The following is an 18,173-nucleotide window of genomic DNA, read 5'->3' on the forward strand; positions in this document are numbered from 1 at the left end:
CAGGATGATCAGGGACTCAGCGCCAGGAAGGTGCAAATAAGCCATCAGGATGATGTCGTGCAGGATGCATCGATAAGGATATTGAGCTCTTGAGCTCACAGGAAAAGTTGTCACGGATGAGCAGGGAGCAACAAAAGTAGCTGGACTGCTGCGAAACGAACCGGGAGCACTGTTTTTACAGTGCTCCCTTTTTTTATTCCCGCCATGAAATGCTATGCTTCGCGCCTGTTTGCCGGAATTGAGGTCATCATGAACAGAGCTGAAGCTGTTCGTCAGCAACTTTTACGTATTGAAGCCACGCTGCGCCAACATCAACAGTGGCAGGGTACATCTCCTGACGCCGCCGCGTTTACCAGCGATAAACCGTTTTGTCTGGATACCCTTGCGCCTTACGAATGGCTACAGTGGATATTTATTCCACGGATGCATGCACTACTCGACAGTAATAGCCCGTTGCCGCAGGCGTTTGCCATCGCGCCTTATTATGAAGTGGCGCTGCATCCCGGCCATCCGGCGCGGGAAATTATGCTTGAACTCCTTCAGGAATTAGACGCCTGGTTTACCGAGGAAAAAGAGTGAACCTGGAGATCCTTTATCAGGATGAATGGCTGGTGGCGGTGAATAAGCCTTCCGGCTGGCTGGTACACCGTAGTTGGCTCGATCGCGATGAAAAAGTGGTGGTGATGCAAACCGTGCGCGATCAGATTGGTCAGCACGTTTTTACCGCCCATCGGCTGGACAGGCCGACCTCCGGCATATTGCTGATGGGGCTATCCAGCGAGGCTGGACGGTTACTGGCCCAGCAGTTTGAACATCATCAGATCCGCAAACACTATTACGCCATTACCCGCGGCTGGTTGCAGGATGAGGCGGTGCTGGATTACCCGCTGACCGAAGAGCTGGATAAAATCGGCGATAAATTTTCCCGTACCGATAAAGGCCCACAGCCGGCGGTGACGCATTATCGCGGCGTCGCTACCGCTGAAATGCCCGTCGCGGTTGGCCGCTATACCACGGCGCGCTACAGCCTGGTGTCGTTATTGCCGCAAACCGGGCGCAAACACCAGCTACGTCGCCACTTAGCCCATCTGCGCCACCCCATTATTGGTGATAGCAAGCATGGCGACTTACGGCAAAACCGCGCTGCGGCGGAGCATTTTGGCTGCGATCGCCTGATGCTGCACGCCAGTTCGCTTGCGCTGAATCATCCGGTAACGGGTGAAGCCCTTACCATCACGGCTCCGCTGGATGCGGTCTGGATGTTGGCGTTATCACATTTCGGCTGGCGCGGAATTCTCCCCGATATTGAAAGGGTTGAGTTTCCCTCCCTCAACGGTCAGGATGGCTCTCATCAGGGTTAATCGTAAGGAGTCACAGCAATGGCTAAGATAGGGATTTTTGTCGGGACTATGTATGGCAATGCCTTACTGGTGGCGGAAGAGGCGGAAGCCATTTTGCGCGGCCAGGGGCACAGCGCCAGCGTGTATGAAGATCCAGAGCTTAATGACTGGCGGCAATATGAGAACGATCACGTGCTGGTCGTCACGTCGACAACCGGCCAGGGCGATCTACCGGACAGCATTGCGCCGCTCTTTCAGGGAATTAAAGACCAGCTCGGCTATCAGCCAGGGCTGCGCTATGGTGTGATTGCCCTGGGCGACAGCACCTACAAGCATTTCTGCGGTGCCGGAAAGCAGTTCGATGCATTGCTGGCAGAACAAAGCGCCACACGTGTGGGCGAGGTGTTGATGATTGACGCCAGCGAAGATCCAGAACCGGAATCCGTTTCCAATCCCTGGGTCGAAGCCTGGGGCGCGCTGTTAAAATAAGCATGAGCCCTCGCCCGGGGGCTCGCGTTGATTTTTTTGAATCAAGCGATAGTGGTTAATGCTATCGCATTACGCTGATAATTAATGGTTTTATCTCGGCGCTTTTATTTCCATTCTGCCCCGCCTTTTTCTTCGTCAAGCGACAAGCCTCACATTCTTTATCTTCATACCCGTTGAAACAACGTTTCATGTGCCTGCGGTTTCATTTCCGTGAAGCATCGCCCACTCCGTTGTGCGGATGCCATAAACCCTTAAGGTAATGCCCTGCAATGTTGTGGCGCTGCACGGTGAGCTCTTTTCGTCCCCTTCATATACTTTTTTCGCCAGTTCTTAAAACGCAGAAATCAGGGCGGTGACGCCTCTGGGCTAACAATACTGCGACTTACAACTAAAAAGCTCATTCTGATTACCCTCCAGGTTGTGCTGTTCAGAATGAATGTAGCAACACGCTATGATTCAGGAGTGCAACAATGAATACGATTAGCCAGACGGCGAGCGCCGTGCAAAAGCGCACCAATGCTCGTTATTGGATAGTGGTGATGCTGTTTATCGTCACCTCGTTTAACTATGGCGACCGCGCCACGCTCTCTATCGCTGGTTCAGAAATGGCCAAAGATATTGGGCTGGACCCGGTTGGGATGGGTTATGTGTTCTCCGCGTTTTCGTGGGCCTATGTAATCGGTCAGATCCCAGGCGGTTGGCTGCTTGACCGTTTTGGTTCAAAACGCGTCTACTTCTGGTCCATCTTTATCTGGTCGATGTTTACCTTACTGCAGGGTTTCGTCGATATCTTCAGTGGTTTCGGCATCATCATTGCGCTGTTTACCCTGCGCTTCCTGGTCGGGCTTGCTGAAGCGCCTTCTTTCCCCGGCAACAGCCGAATCGTCGCGGCCTGGTTCCCGGCGCAGGAAAGGGGCACGGCGGTCGCCATTTTTAACTCCGCGCAATACTTCGCCACCGTTATTTTCGCGCCAATTATGGGTTGGCTGACGCACGCTGTAGGCTGGTCGCACGTGTTCTTCTTTATGGGTGGTCTGGGGATTCTGGTCAGCTTCCTGTGGCTGAAAATGATCCATGAACCCAACCAGCATCCGGGCGTTAACCAGGCCGAGCTTGATTACATCGAAGCCGGTGGCGCGCTGATCAATATGGATCAGAAGAACAACAACAAACAGACCGTTCCGTTCAGCCAGAAATGGGGGCAGATCAAGCAACTGCTGAAGTCCCGTATGATGATCGGCGTGTATATCGGCCAGTATTGCATCAACGCCCTGACGTACTTCTTCATCACCTGGTTCCCGGTGTATCTGGTGCAGGCGCGCGGGATGTCGATTCTCAAAGCGGGTTTCGTGGCGTCTATCCCGGCTATCTGCGGTTTCGTGGGCGGTGTGTTAGGCGGCATTATTTCCGACTGGCTGATGCGCCGTACCGGCTCGCTGAACATCGCCCGTAAAACGCCTATCGTGCTCGGTATGCTGCTCTCCATGACCATGGTGTTCTGTAACTATGTGGATGCAGAGTGGATGATCATCGGCTTTATGGCCATGGCATTCTTCGGTAAAGGCATCGGCGCGCTGGGTTGGGCGGTGATGGCGGATACCGCACCGAAAGAGATCAGCGGCCTGAGCGGCGGTCTGTTCAACATGTTCGGCAACATCTCCGGTATCGTGACGCCGATCGCTATCGGTTATATCGTTGGGGTTTCCGGTTCGTTCAATGGCGCGCTCATTTACGTGGGTGTCCACGCCTTTATCGCGGTACTGAGCTATCTGGTGATCGTCGGTGATATCAAACGTATCGAACTTAAACCTGTTATCGGGAGCCGCGCATGACCACTCAATCCAGTCCCGTCATCACCGGAATGAAGGTGATCCCGGTTGCCGGCCACGACAGCATGCTGATGAATATCGGCGGCGCGCATAACGCCTGGTTCACCCGTAATATCGTGGTACTGACAGATAACGCCGGTAACACCGGCGTTGGTGAGGCCCCCGGCGGCGAAGTGATTTATCAGACCCTGGTGGATGCTATCCCCACCGTGGTCGGCCAGGAAGTGGCGCGTCTGAATCGCGTAGTGCAGCAGGTGCACAAAGGCAATCAGGCGGCGGACTTCGACACCTTTGGTAAAGGTGCCTGGACGTTTGAACTGAAAGTCAACGCCGTCGCAGCGCTGGAAGCGGCACTGCTCGATCTGCTGGGCAAAGCGCTGAACGTACCGGTGTGCGAACTGCTCGGCCCAGGTAAACAGCGCGACGCGGTGACGGTGCTGGGCTATCTGTTCTACATCGGCGATCGCACCAAAACCGACCTGCCTTATCAGGCGGGCGAGCAGGGCAAACATCCGTGGTATCACCTGCGCCATCAGGAAGCAATGGACAGCGCATCGGTGGTGCGTCTGGCGGAAGCGGCGCAGGATCGCTATGGGTTCAAAGATTTCAAACTCAAAGGCGGCGTACTGCCGGGCGAGCAAGAGATTGAAGCCGCTCGCGCCCTGAAAAAACGCTTCCCGGAGGCGCGCATTACCGTGGACCCGAACGGGGCCTGGCTGCTGGATGAAGCCATCGCGCTGTGCAAAGGGTTGAACGATGTACTGAGCTACGCCGAAGATCCGTGCGGTGCGGAGCAGGGCTATTCCGGCCGTGAAGTGATGGCGGAATTCCGCCGCGCCACCGGGTTGCCGGTCGCTACCAATATGATCGCCACTAACTGGCGTGAAATGGGCCACTCGATCATGCTCAATGCAGTAGATATCCCGCTGGCGGACCCGCATTTCTGGACGTTAAGCGGCGCGGTGCGCGTGGCGCAGATGTGCGACGACTGGGGCCTGACCTGGGGCTGCCACTCTAATAACCATTTTGATATTTCGCTGGCGATGTTTACCCACGTCGGCGCGGCGGCACCGGGCAACCCGACCGCCATTGACACCCACTGGATCTGGCAGGAAGGCGAATCACGGCTGACCCGCGATCCGCTGCAAATTAAAGACGGCAAAATTGCCGTACCAGATGCGCCGGGTCTGGGCGTGGAGATCGACTGGGATCAAATCCACAACGCCCACGAAGCGTATAAGAAGCTGCCCGGCGGCGCGCGCAACGATGCCGGCCCGATGCAGTATCTGATTCCTGGTTGGACATTTGACCGCAAACGCCCGGTATTCGGGCGTTCCTGAAGGCTTAGATAAAGGATTTACATGATGACGACTTATCAATCCACGCCCGTAGTCACCGAAATGCAGGTTATCCCGGTGGCGGGTTACGACAGTATGCTGATGAACCTGAGCGGTGCCCATGCCCCGTTCTTCACGCGTAATATCGTGATTATCAAAGACAACTCAGGCCATACCGGCGTGGGCGAAATCCCTGGTGGCGAAAAAATTCGCCAGACCCTGGAAGACGCCGCCGCGCTGGTGGTAGGCAAAACGCTCGGAGAATATAAAAATATCCTCAATACCGTGCGTGCCACTTTTGCCGACCGTGATGCGGGTGGCCGTGGTCTGCAAACCTTCGACCTGCGCACCACTATCCACGTGGTCACCGGTATTGAAGCCGCATTGCTGGACCTGTTAGGCCAACATCTGGGCGTTAACGTGGCGTCTCTGCTGGGCGATGGTCAGCAGCGCAGCGAAGTGGAAATGCTTGGCTATCTGTTCTTCGTCGGCGACCGCAAACGCACGCCGCTGCCGTACCAGAGCCAGCCGGACGATCCATGCGACTGGTATCGTCTGCGCCACGATGAAGCCATGACCCCGCAGGCGGTAGTACGCCTGGCCGAAGCCGCTTACGAGAAATACGGTTTCAACGATTTCAAACTCAAAGGCGGCGTCCTGGCGGGCGAAGAAGAAGCCGAATCCATTGTGGCGCTGGCGAAACGCTTCCCGCAGGCGCGAGTCACCCTGGATCCGAACGGCGCATGGTCGCTGAACGAAGCGATTAACATCGGTAAATACTTGAAAGGTTCGCTGGCTTACGCGGAAGATCCGTGCGGCGCTGAGCAAGGCTATTCCGGACGTGAAGTGATGGCTGAATTCCGCCGTGCCACCGGTCTGCCGACCGCCACCAATATGATTGCCACCGACTGGCGTCAGATGGGCCACACGCTGTCGCTGCAATCTGTTGATATCCCGCTGGCGGACCCGCACTTCTGGACCATGCAGGGCTCGGTACGGGTGGCGCAGATGTGCCATGACTTCGGCCTGACCTGGGGCTCGCACTCCAATAACCACTTTGATATTTCGCTGGCGATGTTTACCCACGTTGCGGCGGCCGCGCCGGGCAAAATCACCGCCATTGATACCCACTGGATCTGGCAGGAAGGCAATCAGCGCCTGACCAAAGCGCCATTCGAAATCAAAGGCGGCATGGTGCAGGTGCCGAGCGCGCCGGGCCTGGGCGTCGAGCTGGATATGGACCAGGTAATGAAAGCCAACGAGCTTTATCAAAAACATGGACTTGGCGCACGCGATGACGCCATGGGTATGCAGTATCTTATTCCTGAGTGGAAATTCGATAACAAGCGCCCCTGCATGGTGCGTTAATCGTCTCGGTGCCCTCGGGCACCGTTTTTTTTAACGGCAGGCGGCTGCCGTTATCGCCGCTTATGCTTGATCAAAAGAGGCGAAATAAAACCGCGCGAAAGGAACAGCTATGAAAATCGTTATCGCTCCTGATTCCTGGAAAGAGAGCCTGACTGCTCTGGAGGTCGCGACCGCCATTGAGGACGGCTTCCGGCAGATTTTCCCCGATGCGGAGGTGGTAAAAATCCCCATGGCCGACGGCGGTGAGGGCACCGTCGAGGCAATGGTGGCTGCAACGCAGGGACGCATTGTCAATCTTCGCGTCACCGGGCCGCTGGGCGAACCGGTAGAGGCGTTTTATGGGCTTTCTGGTGATGAGCAACAGGCCTTTATCGAAATGGCGGCGGCGAGTGGTCTGGAATCTGTACCGCCAGCGCGCCGCGACCCGCGCGTTACTACAAGCTGGGGCACCGGCGAGCTGATTGGCCATGCGCTGGATGCTGGCGTACGGCATATCATCATCGGCCTGGGCGGTAGCGCGACCAACGACGGCGGCGCAGGCATGGTACAGGCGCTGGGTGCGCAATTATTGGACGAGCGCGGCGAGCAACTGGGTTTTGGCGGTGAGACGCTGAACCAGCTGGCGCGTATCGACATCAGTCAGCTCGACAAGCGGCTGGCGGAGTGCCGTATTGAAGCGGCCTGCGATGTCACTAACCCCCTGACCGGCGCGGAAGGCGCAACGGCGATATTTGGCCCGCAAAAAGGGGCGACGCCGGAGATGATTAAACGACTCGACAAGGCGCTGACCCATTACGGGCAAATCATTGAACGCGATCTCGATAAATCGGTGATGACGTTAAAAGGCGGCGGCGCGGCGGGCGGTATGGGCGTGGCGCTGTACGCATTCTGCGGCGCGGATCTGCGCCAGGGCATCGAAATCGTCACCGAAGCGCTGGCGCTGGATGCCGCCGTGCGCGATGCGGATCTGGTCATTACTGGCGAAGGGCGTATCGACAGCCAGACGATCCACGGCAAAGTGCCTGTTGGCGTGGCACGCGTGGCGAAACGCTACGATATTCCGGTCATTGGCATTGCCGGAAGCCTGACGGAGGATGTTGACGTGGTTTACGACCACGGGCTGGACGCGATTTTCAGCGTGATCCCGCGTATTTGTACGCTGGATGAAGCCCTGGAGAACGCCGCCAAAAACCTGCGCATGAATGCCCGCAATATCGCTGCCGTAATCAAACTCTCCCCGCAGAACAGGTAACGCGATCCTCTCCCGCTGGGAGAGGATCAGCCGAGTATTTTCCGCGCTTCCCGCGCCACGTTATCCATCTCATCCAGCAGTTCGAGCATTTCTGGTTCCAGATCTGCGGGCGAGGTACCGCTTCGCAACTGTTGCTCAATCAACTGGCAGAGTTTTTTGAGCCGGGGAACGCCGCTATATCCTGAACTGCCGTGCAGCTTATGAATGGTATCCAGCAGATTTTCCGGGTTTTCGCCAACCAGTTGCTCTTCAAGGGTGTTGCGCACTTCGGGCAAAAACTCCAGCAACATATGCAGCATTTCCCGCGCCAGGTCAGGTTTATTGGCCGCCTGGCGCAGGGCCAGTTGCCAGTCGAGTGTCACATCCGGCGGCGGGTCCAGCACAACGGCGGCAGAGGCAGGTTGGCTGGCGACCACCTGGCCCGGCTGGTAGCGCAGCAGTAAAGCCCGCAGCTTTTCTTCCTCAATCGGCTTCGCCAGATAGTCGTTCATGCCTGCCGCCAGCAGTTTTTCTTTCTGGCCGGCCATGGCGTGCGCCGTTACCGCAATAACCGGCGTTTGTTGATGATGAGGCAACTGGCGGATCAGCTCGCAGGCGCGAATGCCGTCCATGCCCGGCATTTGAATATCCATCAGGATAATGTCCAGCGGCTGCGATTTGGCACGTTCAATCGCCTCAATACCGTTCTCGCACAGCTCAATATGCTGTACGTGATCGTTAAGCAGCGCGGCAATCAGCTTCAGGTTGGCCGGATTGTCATCCACCGCCATCACGGTCATCGGCAGTTTGCCTTGCTCGTCTACCGGCGGATGTATCGGCTGACCGTTAGGGCAATGTTCCAGCAGCAGCGGGATCAAGCGGGTGACGGTAATGGGCTTCAGTAAACAGCCTGCCGCCCCCTCTTTTTTCAGCGCTTCGGCGTCCACCTGGGCGTGGCAGGGCAGGGCCAGCAGCAAGCAGTCGGTCATAGTCGCCGCTTTCGCCAGCAGCTCATGCTGCATGGTGAGCGGTTCGCGCTGGGTGACCGACGTGGCGTAAAGCAGGATGTCGTAATGGCTTTCCGTCAGGCCGGTAAACGTGGGGCTATAGACCACGGTAAGCGGCGTGTTGGCTAACATATCCAGCGTACTTTGCGCGGCGGCATGGTTGGGTTCGACGTAAGCGATCCGGCGTCCAGCCAGGATTTCTGTGGTTTGACGATCGATAACCACGTTCTGGTTCAGGTCCAGATTGATATGGAACCAGAAGGTCGAGCCGCGATTAGGTTGGCTGTGGAACGAAATATCGCCGCCCATCTCATTGACCAGCCGCTGGGTGATCACCAGCCCCAGCCCGGTGCCGCCGTGTCGCCGTGAAATACTGGCGTCCGCCTGGCGGAATGCCTGGAACAGGCGCGACTGATCGCCCTCCGGGATACCGATGCCGGTATCCCGGATCTGCACCTCAATTTGCACCTTACTGTGGCTGATGGCCCGCTTTTCTACGAAAATGTCGATATTGCCGCTTTCGGTAAATTTGATGGCGTTGCCCACCAGATTCGTGATCACCTGTTGCAGGCGCAGGGGATCGCCAATCACGTTATCCGGCACATCGTTTTTGATGTTGATGGTCAGCTCAAGCCCTTTATCGTGCGCCGAATGGGCCAGCAACGTCATCACCTCATCCAGGGTATTACGCAGCAGGAACGGGATGCTTTCGAGGATCAGTTTCCCGGCTTCCAGCTTCGAGAAATCCAGCACATCGTTGATGATTGCCAGCAGGTTATTGGCCGAGCGTTCAATAGTATTCAGGTGGTCGCGCTGGGTCGGATTCAGATCGGTTTTCAGCGTCAGCCGGGTAAAACCAATCACGCCGTTAAGCGGGGTGCGCAACTCATGGGACATATTGGCGAGGAACTCGGATTTAATACGCGCGGCTTCCTGGGCGCGTTTTTTAGCGAGATCCAGCTCGACGTTCTGGATTTCCATCTGTTCCAGGGTTTCACGCAGATCTGAAGTCGCCTGGTCAACGTTATGCTGCATCTCCTCATGGTAGGCCGCCAGCGACATCGCCATCGAGTTGATGCCGTTCTTTAGCATATCCAGTTCGCCCAGCATAAAGCCTTCCACGCGGCTATCAAGCTGCCCGCGACGGATGCGGTCGACGGTATTCACCATATTGCGGATTGGCCCGGTGACGTCGCGCATCAGTCGCCAGGCGAATATCAATGCGCAAAAAATGCATAGCGACAGCATTAACACCGAGATAATCATCTCTTTATACTGTTGCAGCCGTACCGAACTGAGATCGAGCTCCAGCGCCACATAGCCGAGCATATTGCCTTCCGGCTTGGCATCAGTGGTGGCCGATTCGTCCGGAGAATAGCTCTCCGAGATAATCGGCGTGCGCATAATCATCATGTTGCCCTGACGCATGACCGTCAGGCTGGTTGGTAGAGCGCTCCCATCGCTGAGGCGCAGTCCTTCCGTTTTAGAATGGAAATTCGAGGTGACGAACAGGTTGTTATCCCGATCGTAAACCGAAATCGCCCGCACAATATCCGAATGACGGCGGTGCAGCACGCTAATGAGCTGCCGGACGGATTCACGGTTTTTTTGATTGATGCCGTATTCGCTGGATACCGCCAGCGGTTCGATAATGCTGGCGCCGGCATCTTCAAGTTGGCGCTGTAAATCGTGATAGCGGTGGACGACGAAGAAAATGCTCAGCAGCAACCCGATAAGAACGGTTGGCGCCAGGATCAGAATCATCATGCGTGCCCGCAGGCTGTAGTTGGTCATAGGCTTCCGTTATGGGACAATCATCGTCACTTAGTTTTAAGAATACCTGTAAGCAATGGCGCAATTCTACTCTGCAAAGCGACGCGTGACGACGCGTCAGATCATAACCGTCACGGTAAATGACCTTGACCCTTTTGGCCAGGGCGTAGCCCGTCATAACGGAAAGGCGTTATTTATTAATGGACTGCTTCCCGAAGAACGTGCGGAAGTAGCACTCACCCAGGATAAACGCACCTTTGCTCACGCAACGGTAAAAAAGCGGCTCACCGATAGCCCGGCGCGCGTAATGCCGCGTTGCCCGCATTTCGGCGTTTGTGGCGGGTGCCAACAGCAACACGCCAGCGTTGAGCTTCAGCAAACCAGTAAGGCCCAGGCGCTGGCGCGCATGATGAACCATCCGGTGGACGAAATCATTGCCGGGCCGGAATGGGGATATCGTCGTCGCGCGCGGTTGAGCTTGAATTATCTGGCCCGCGCACAAACCTTACAAATGGGTTTTCGCCAGTCTTCCTCCAGTGAACTGGTTGATATCCAGCAGTGCCCCGTTTTGGCTCCCCAGCTTGAGGCATTACTGCCAGCACTGCGTACCTGCCTGAACGAATTACAGGGCGCGCGCCGTCTGGGGCACGTAGAACTGGTGCTGGCGGATAACGGTCCGCTGATGGTGTTGCGCCATCCCGAGCCGTTGTCGGCAAAAGATAAACAAAAACTGGAACAATTCTCGCATCACCATGATGTGGCGCTGTTTTTAGCGCCGCAAAGTGATGTACTGGAACACGTGTCCGGCGAGGCGCCGTACTATCATTCAGACGGTCTACGCTTAACCTTTAGCCCGCGCGACTTTATCCAGGTGAATGACGCGGTCAACCAGCAGATGGTGGCGCGGGCCATTGAATGGCTTGAGGTACAACCCGACGATCGGGTGCTGGATCTGTTTTGCGGGATGGGTAATTTCACCCTGCCGCTTGCCCGGCGCGCCCACAGCGTTATCGGCGTGGAAGGGGTGCCTGCATTAGTGGCTAAGGCTCAGCGTAATGCTGAGGATAATGACCTAAAAAATGTCACCTTTTTTCATGAAAATTTGGAAGAAGATGTTACACGCCAGCCCTGGGCTGCGCAGGGGTTTGATAAGATATTACTGGACCCGGCCCGCGCTGGCGCACCCGGCGTGATGCAGCATATTGTGAAATTAATGCCGAGCCGCGTGGTCTATGTTTCCTGCAATCCGGCGACGCTTTCGCGCGACAGCGACGTATTACTGCAGGCGGGATACCAAATTCAGCGGCTGGCGATGCTGGATATGTTCCCGCACACTGGGCACCTGGAGTCTATGGTGCTGTTTGTACGGCATGAGTGAAGGCCTGGATAACAGGCCAGCGCGTCCCTGAAGGAGAGGACAATGGTTGCGGTAAGAAGTGCACATCTCAATAAAGCTGGTGAATTTGACCATGAGAAATGGGTTGCGAGTCTTGGGATCAATAACCAGCAGTCGTGTGAACGCTTAACCGAAACCTGGGCGTATTGCGAACAGCTCACCAAAGGGCACCCGCAGGCGGAGCTGCTGCTGTGGCGCGGCGTCGAGATGGTGGAAATCCTGTCGATGCTGAGTATGGACAACGACACGCTGCGCGCTGCGCTGCTTTTCCCGATTGCCGATGCCGACGTGGTGAGCGAAGAGGTGCTCACTGAGACGGTGGGGAAATCCATCGTCAACCTGATCCACGGCGTGCGCGATATGGACGCCATCCGCCAGCTTAAAGCCACCCATAATGATTCGGTATCGTCCGAACAGGTCGATAACGTGCGCCGTATGCTGTTGGCGATGGTGGATGATTTCCGCTGCGTGGTGATCAAACTCGCGGAGCGCATCGCGCATCTGCGTGAAGTAAAAGACGCGCCTGAAGATGAACGCGTACTGGCGGCGAAAGAGTGCACCAACATCTATGCGCCATTGGCCAACCGCTTAGGGATCGGCCAACTCAAATGGGAGCTGGAAGATTACTGCTTCCGCTATCTGCGGCCTGCGGAATATAAGCGCATCGCTAAACTGCTGCATGAACGGCGCATCGATCGCGAACACTACATCGATGAGTTCGTCGGCCAAATCCGTAAATCGATTAAAGAAGAGGGCGTCAAAGCCGAGGTTTACGGGCGTCCGAAGCATATCTACAGCATCTGGCGCAAAATGCAGAAAAAGCACCTCGCCTTTGACGAGCTGTTTGACGTGCGCGCAGTGCGCATCGTGGCTGAACGCTTGCAGGACTGCTACGCCTCGCTGGGGATTGTTCATACCCTGTTCCGCCATCTTCCTGACGAGTTTGACGACTATGTCGCGAACCCGAAACCCAACGGCTACCAGTCGATTCATACCGTGGTGTTGGGGCCGGGCGGTAAGACGGTGGAGATCCAGATCCGTACCCGCCAGATGCATGAAGACGCTGAGCTTGGCGTCGCAGCACACTGGAAATACAAAGAAGGTACCGTGAGCGGCGGTCATGCCGGTTATGAAGACCGCATCGCCTGGCTGCGCAAACTGATTGCGTGGCAGGAAGAGATGGCCGATTCCGGGGAAATGCTCGACGAAGTGCGCAGCCAGGTGTTCGATGACCGGGTCTACGTATTTACCCCGAAAGGTGATGTGGTTGATTTGCCAGCCGGCTCTACGCCGCTGGATTTCGCTTATCACATTCACAGCGACGTTGGGCACCGCTGCATCGGGGCCAAAATCGGCGGGCGTATCGTCCCCTTTACCTATCAGTTGCAGATGGGCGATCAGATTGAAATTATTACCCAGAAACAGCCGAACCCGAGCCGCGACTGGCTGAACCCGAACCTGGGCTACGTCACCACCAGCCGCGGGCGCTCTAAAATCCACGCCTGGTTCCGTAAACAGGATCGCGATAAAAACATTCTCGCCGGGCGTCAGATCCTTGACGACGAACTGGCGCATCTCGGTATCAGCCTGAAGGAAGCGGAAAAACATCTGCTGCCGCGCTACAACTTTAATGAAATCGAAGAGTTGCTGGCGGCCATCGGCGGCGGCGATATTCGCCTCAATCAGATGATCAATTTCCTGCAGGCGCAGTTTAATAAGCCGAGTGCCGCCGAGCAGGACGCCGCTGCGCTGAAGCAACTTCAGCAAAAAAGCTACCAGCCGCAGACGCGCAATAACAAAAATAATGGCCGTGTCGTGGTGGAAGGCGTCGGTAATCTGATGCACCACATCGCCCGTTGCTGCCAGCCAATCCCGGGTGACGATATTGTCGGATTTATCACCCAGGGGCGTGGGATTTCTATTCACCGCGCCGACTGCGATCAACTGACCGAGCTACAGTCGCACGCGCCGGAACGCATTGTTGATGCGGTATGGGGCGAAAGCTATTCTGCGGGCTATTCGCTGGTGGTGCGCGTCACCGCCAACGATCGCAGCGGATTGCTGCGCGATATCACCACCATCTTAGCCAATGAAAAGGTCAATGTGCTTGGCGTGGCGAGCCGCAGCGATACCAAACAGCAGCTGGCGACTATCGACATGGACATTGAAATCTACAACCTGCAAGTGCTGGGCCGCGTGTTAGGCAAACTGAACCAGGTGCCAGACGTCATCGACGCCCGCCGTTTGCACGGATAATTGTTCTCAGCCTCTGTTCGCCAGAGGGCCGGGGTGCAGCGGCAGGACGCTGCACCCCGTTTTTCTTAAAAGGATCTCATGATGAATCAACTCGATCGCCTGCTGGGCATTATGGAACGACTGCGCGATCCGCAAACCGGCTGCCCGTGGGATAAAGCGCAGACCTTTACCACCATCGCGCCTTATACCCTTGAGGAAACCTATGAAGTACTGGACGCTATTGCGCGTGAAGACTTCGACGATCTGCGCGGCGAACTGGGCGATTTATTGTTCCAGGTGGTGTTTTATGCCCGCATGGCTGAAGAGCAGGGGCGATTTAATTTCAGCGACATTTGCCGCGCCATCAGCGACAAACTGGAGCGCCGCCATCCGCATATCTTTGGCGATGCCAACTTTGCTGATAGCGAGCAAGTATTGGCTAACTGGGAAAAAACCAAAAGTGCTGAGCGGGCTGAAAAAGCGCAGCACTCTACTCTGGATGATATTCCTGAAAGTCTGCCAGCGCTGATGCGCGCGTATAAAATTCAGAAACGCTGCGCGGCGGTGGGTTTTGACTGGACGACTCTCGGCCCGGTGGTCGACAAAGTGCATGAAGAACTGGATGAAGTGATGCATGAAGCCAACCAGGCGGTGGTGGACGAGGCAAAGCTCGAAGAGGAGATTGGCGACCTGCTGTTTGCCACGGTAAACCTGTCCCGCCATCTGGGCAGTAAAGCGGAAATTGCGCTGCAAAAGGCTAACCGCAAATTCGAGCGCCGCTTCCGGGAAGTAGAGAGAATTATTGCCGCCCAGGGGCTAAAACTTGATGAAGCCTCGCTCGATCAGATGGAAAATGCCTGGGGCGAAGTAAAACGCCAGGAAGCTGATAAATAAATAGTTTTTGCGATCAAGCGCTTGTTGTTGCAAAACGTAACTGACAAGTGCTTGATTTACGTCAAAAACATTTCTGCCAGACGGGCTATTTTCTTCCGGCTTTATTAAGCGAGGTGTGGCGTTGATTGCTGAGAATGAAAGTTTGTGACCCCCGTCCTGTTCAGGTATACTACTTTCCCGTCCTGGTATTCCACCGTCTTTAAACCTAACTTCTCAGGTTCAGCATGACAACGAACTATATTTTTGTGACCGGCGGGGTCGTTTCCTCTCTGGGTAAAGGCATTGCCGCAGCCTCCCTCGCAGCCATTCTTGAAGCCCGTGGCCTCAACGTAACTATCATGAAACTGGATCCGTATATCAACGTCGATCCGGGCACCATGAGCCCCATTCAACACGGGGAAGTGTTCGTAACTGAAGACGGCGCTGAAACCGATTTAGACCTCGGCCACTATGAGCGTTTTATCCGCACGCGTATGACGCGCCGCAACAACTTCACCACCGGTCGCATCTATTCCGAGGTTCTGCGTAAAGAACGTCGCGGCGACTATCTGGGTGCCACCGTGCAGGTTATCCCGCACATCACCAACGCCATTAAAGAACGCATTCTGGAAGGCGGCGAAGGCCACGACGTGGTGCTGGTTGAAATCGGCGGTACCGTAGGTGATATCGAATCCCTGCCGTTCCTTGAAGCGATTCGCCAGATGGCGGTAGAAGTGGGCCGCGAGCACACCATGTATATGCACCTGACGCTGGTGCCGTATATGGCCGCAGCCGGTGAAGTGAAAACCAAACCGACACAGCACTCTGTAAAAGAGCTGCTCTCCATCGGTATTCAGCCAGATATCCTGATTTGCCGTTCCGATCGCGCAGTCCCTGCTAATGAACGCGCCAAAATTGCTTTATTCTGTAACGTTCCGGAAAAAGCGGTTATTTCTCTGAAAGATGTCGATTCAATCTATAAAATTCCGGGCCTGTTGAAATCCCAGGGGCTGGACGATTATATTTGTAAACGATTCAGCTTGAACTGCCCTGAGGCAAATCTGGCAGAATGGGAGCAGGTGATTTACGAAGAAGCCAACCCGGCGAGCGAAGTGACCATCGGTATGGTCGGCAAATACATTGAATTGCCGGACGCCTATAAATCGGTGATCGAAGCGCTGAAACACGGCGGGCTGAAAAACCGCGCGACGGTCAACATCAAGCTTATCGATTCGCAGGATGTTGAAACCCGTGGCGACGAAGTGCTGAAAGGACTGGACGCGATCCTGATCCCTGGCGGCTTCGGCTATCGCGGCGTGGAAGGCAAAATCGCCACTGCGCGCTATGCGCGTGAAAACAATATTCCTTACCTGGGCATTTGCCTGGGGATGCAGGTTGCACTGATTGAATTTGCCCGTAATGTGGCGAATATGGACAACGCCAACTCAACCGAATTTGTGCCAGACTGTAAGTACCCTGTCGTGGCGCTTATCACGGAATGGCGTGATGAAGACGGCAATGTCGAAGTCCGTTCTGAAAAGAGCGACCTCGGCGGCACCATGCGTCTGGGCGCACAGCAGTGCCAGTTAGATGATGAGAGCCTGGTTCGCAAGCTGTACGGCGCGCCGACCATCGTTGAACGCCACCGTCACCGTTATGAAGTCAACAACCTGTTACTGAAACAAATTGAAGCAGCGGGTCTGCGTGTTGCGGGTCGTTCTGGCGATGATCAACTGGTCGAAATCATCGAAGTGCCGAATCACCCCTGGTTTGTGGCGTGTCAGTTCCATCCGGAATTTACCTCCACACCGCGTGATGGACACCCACTGTTTGCAGGCTTCGTGAAAGCCGCAACTGAGTATCAGAAGCGTCAGGCGAAGTAAAACGAGTTAGTACGGCAGTGCACCCACATCCGGTGCACTGTTTGTCTGGAGTTTTAGTTAACTTGTGACTAGAGGAAAATCTAATGTCCAAAATCGTTAAAATCATCGGTCGTGAAATCATCGACTCCCGTGGTAACCCGACTGTTGAAGCTGAAGTTCACCTGGAAGGCGGTTTTGTCGGTATGGCTGCTGCGCCGTCAGGGGCTTCTACTGGTTCCCGCGAAGCGCTGGAACTGCGCGATGGCGACAAATCCCGCTTCATGGGCAAAGGCGTAACCAAAGCTGTTGGCGCGGTTAACGGCCCGATTGCTCAGGCTCTGCTGGGTAAAGACGCGAAAGACCAGGCTGGCCTCGACAAAATCATGATCGAGCTGGACGGTACCGAAAACAAATCTAACTTCGGCGCTAACGCGATTCTGGCTGTTTCTCTGGCTGCTGCTAAAGCTGCTGCTGCCGCTAAAGGCATGCCGCTGTACGAGCACATCGCTGAGCTGAACGGCACCCCGGGCAAATTCTCTATGCCGCTGCCGATGATGAACATCATCAACGGTGGTGAGCACGCTGACAACAACGTTGATATCCAGGAATTCATGATTCAACCGGTTGGCGCGAAAACCCTGAAAGAAGCGGTACGCATCGGTTCTGAAGTGTTCCACAACCTGGCGAAAGTGCTGAAGTCTAAAGGCATGAACACCGCTGTGGGCGACGAAGGCGGCTATGCGCCGAACCTGGGTTCCAACGCCGAAGCCCTGGCTGTTATCGCTGAAGCGGTAAAAGCAGCAGGCTACGAACTGGGTAAAGACGTTACCCTGGCGATGGACTGCGCAGCCTCTGAATTCTACAAAGACGGTAAATACGTTCTGGCTGGCGAAGGCAACAAAGCGTTCACCTCTGAAGAATTTACCCACTTCCTGGAAGAACTGACCAAACAGTACCCGATCGTGTCCATCGAAGATGGTCTGGACGAGTCTGACTGGGAAGGCTTCGCTTACCAGACTAAAGTTCTGGGCGACAAAATCCAGCTGGTTGGTGACGATCTGTTCGTAACCAACACCAAGATCCTGAAAGAAGGTATCGAGAAAGGCATCGCTAACTCTATCCTGATCAAATTCAACCAGATCGGTTCTCTGACCGAAACTCTGGCTGCGATCAAGATGGCGAAAGATGCAGGCTACACTGCCGTTATCTCTCACCGTTCTGGCGAAACTGAAGACGCAACCATTGCCGACCTGGCAGTAGGTACCGCTGCTGGCCAGATCAAAACCGGTTCTATGAGCCGTTCTGACCGTGTTGCTAAGTACAACCAGCTGATTCGTATCGAAGAAGCGCTGGGTGACCGCGCACCGTTCAACGGTCTGAAAGAAGTGAAAGGCCAGGCGTAATCGTCTGCACTTTTCCTGAAAAAGCCGGGC

At 55.5% G+C, this 18,173-nt stretch carries 13 protein-coding genes; 12 read left to right on the forward strand and 1 reads right to left on the reverse strand.

The genetic code is table 11. From position 1 onward, the window contains the following. The first annotated feature begins 249 nt into the window (after positions 1 to 249). The 7 genes from RT120_RS13950 (at position 250) to RT120_RS13980 (ending at position 7,615) form a co-directional block, all read left to right on the forward strand. A complete protein-coding gene (locus tag RT120_RS13950; protein ID WP_312983400.1) occupies positions 250 to 579 on the forward strand; it encodes a YqcC family protein in 330 nt (109 codons plus the stop codon). A 2-nt stretch (positions 580 to 581) separates the two neighbouring features. Next, positions 582 to 1,361: a tRNA pseudouridine(65) synthase TruC gene (gene truC / locus RT120_RS13955; protein ID WP_312983536.1), complete on the forward strand. Its 780-nt coding sequence runs from the start codon at positions 582 to 584 to the stop codon at positions 1,359 to 1,361. An 18-nt stretch (positions 1,362 to 1,379) separates the two neighbouring features. Then, positions 1,380 to 1,829 (forward strand): flavodoxin, encoded by a 450-nt coding sequence (locus RT120_RS13960; RefSeq protein WP_312983402.1) that lies wholly within the window; start codon positions 1,380 to 1,382, stop codon positions 1,827 to 1,829. A gap of 470 nt (positions 1,830 to 2,299) precedes the next feature. Continuing rightward, positions 2,300 to 3,661 (forward strand): MFS transporter, encoded by a 1,362-nt coding sequence (locus RT120_RS13965; protein WP_312983404.1) that lies wholly within the window; start codon positions 2,300 to 2,302, stop codon positions 3,659 to 3,661. Continuing rightward, positions 3,658 to 4,998, forward strand: a complete 1,341-nt coding sequence (locus tag RT120_RS13970) for an enolase C-terminal domain-like protein (RefSeq protein ID WP_312983406.1) — start codon at positions 3,658 to 3,660, stop codon at positions 4,996 to 4,998. Before RT120_RS13965 ends, RT120_RS13970 begins: the two co-directional genes overlap by 4 nt. A 24-nt stretch (positions 4,999 to 5,022) precedes the next feature. Beyond that, positions 5,023 to 6,363 (forward strand): glucarate dehydratase, encoded by a 1,341-nt coding sequence (gene gudD, locus RT120_RS13975; protein WP_312983538.1) that lies wholly within the window; start codon positions 5,023 to 5,025, stop codon positions 6,361 to 6,363. Positions 6,364 to 6,472: 109 nt separating this feature from the next. Then, positions 6,473 to 7,615, forward strand: coding sequence for a glycerate kinase (locus tag RT120_RS13980; protein ID WP_312983408.1), 1,143 nt, complete (start codon positions 6,473 to 6,475; stop codon positions 7,613 to 7,615). 26 nt (positions 7,616 to 7,641) lie between these two features. Here the strand turns inward: RT120_RS13980 and barA are convergent, their stop codons facing one another. Next, positions 7,642 to 10,395 carry a two-component sensor histidine kinase BarA gene (gene barA / locus RT120_RS13985; RefSeq protein ID WP_312983410.1) on the reverse strand — a complete coding sequence of 918 codons (2,754 nt, stop codon included), beginning with the start codon at positions 10,393 to 10,395 and terminating at the stop codon, positions 7,642 to 7,644. A gap of 55 nt (positions 10,396 to 10,450) precedes the next feature. Here barA and rlmD point away from each other — a divergent pair, with 55 nt between their 5' ends. The 5 genes from rlmD (at position 10,451) to eno (ending at position 18,143) form a co-directional block, all read left to right on the forward strand. Continuing rightward, positions 10,451 to 11,752, forward strand: coding sequence for a 23S rRNA (uracil(1939)-C(5))-methyltransferase RlmD (gene rlmD / locus RT120_RS13990; protein ID WP_312983412.1), 1,302 nt, complete (start codon positions 10,451 to 10,453; stop codon positions 11,750 to 11,752). 42 nt (positions 11,753 to 11,794) lie between these two features. Beyond that, entirely contained in the window at positions 11,795 to 14,026 is a 2,232-nt protein-coding gene (relA, locus tag RT120_RS13995; protein ID WP_312983414.1) for a GTP diphosphokinase, read from the forward strand. Positions 14,027 to 14,107: 81 nt separating this feature from the next. Then, positions 14,108 to 14,899 (forward strand): nucleoside triphosphate pyrophosphohydrolase, encoded by a 792-nt coding sequence (mazG, locus tag RT120_RS14000; protein WP_312983540.1) that lies wholly within the window; start codon positions 14,108 to 14,110, stop codon positions 14,897 to 14,899. Between the two features lie 224 nt (positions 14,900 to 15,123). Beyond that, a complete protein-coding gene (gene pyrG, locus RT120_RS14005) occupies positions 15,124 to 16,761 on the forward strand; it encodes a glutamine hydrolyzing CTP synthase (RefSeq protein WP_312983416.1) in 1,638 nt (545 codons plus the stop codon). Between the two features lie 83 nt (positions 16,762 to 16,844). Next, the gene (gene eno, locus RT120_RS14010) at positions 16,845 to 18,143 is read left to right on the forward strand and encodes a phosphopyruvate hydratase (protein ID WP_312983418.1); all 1,299 of its coding nucleotides are present in this window, start codon (positions 16,845 to 16,847) and stop codon (positions 18,141 to 18,143) included. Positions 18,144 to 18,173 lie beyond the last annotated feature (30 nt).

Source organism: Atlantibacter sp., assembly GCF_032062175.1.
In the GTDB taxonomy this organism is placed as follows: domain Bacteria; phylum Pseudomonadota; class Gammaproteobacteria; order Enterobacterales; family Enterobacteriaceae; genus Atlantibacter.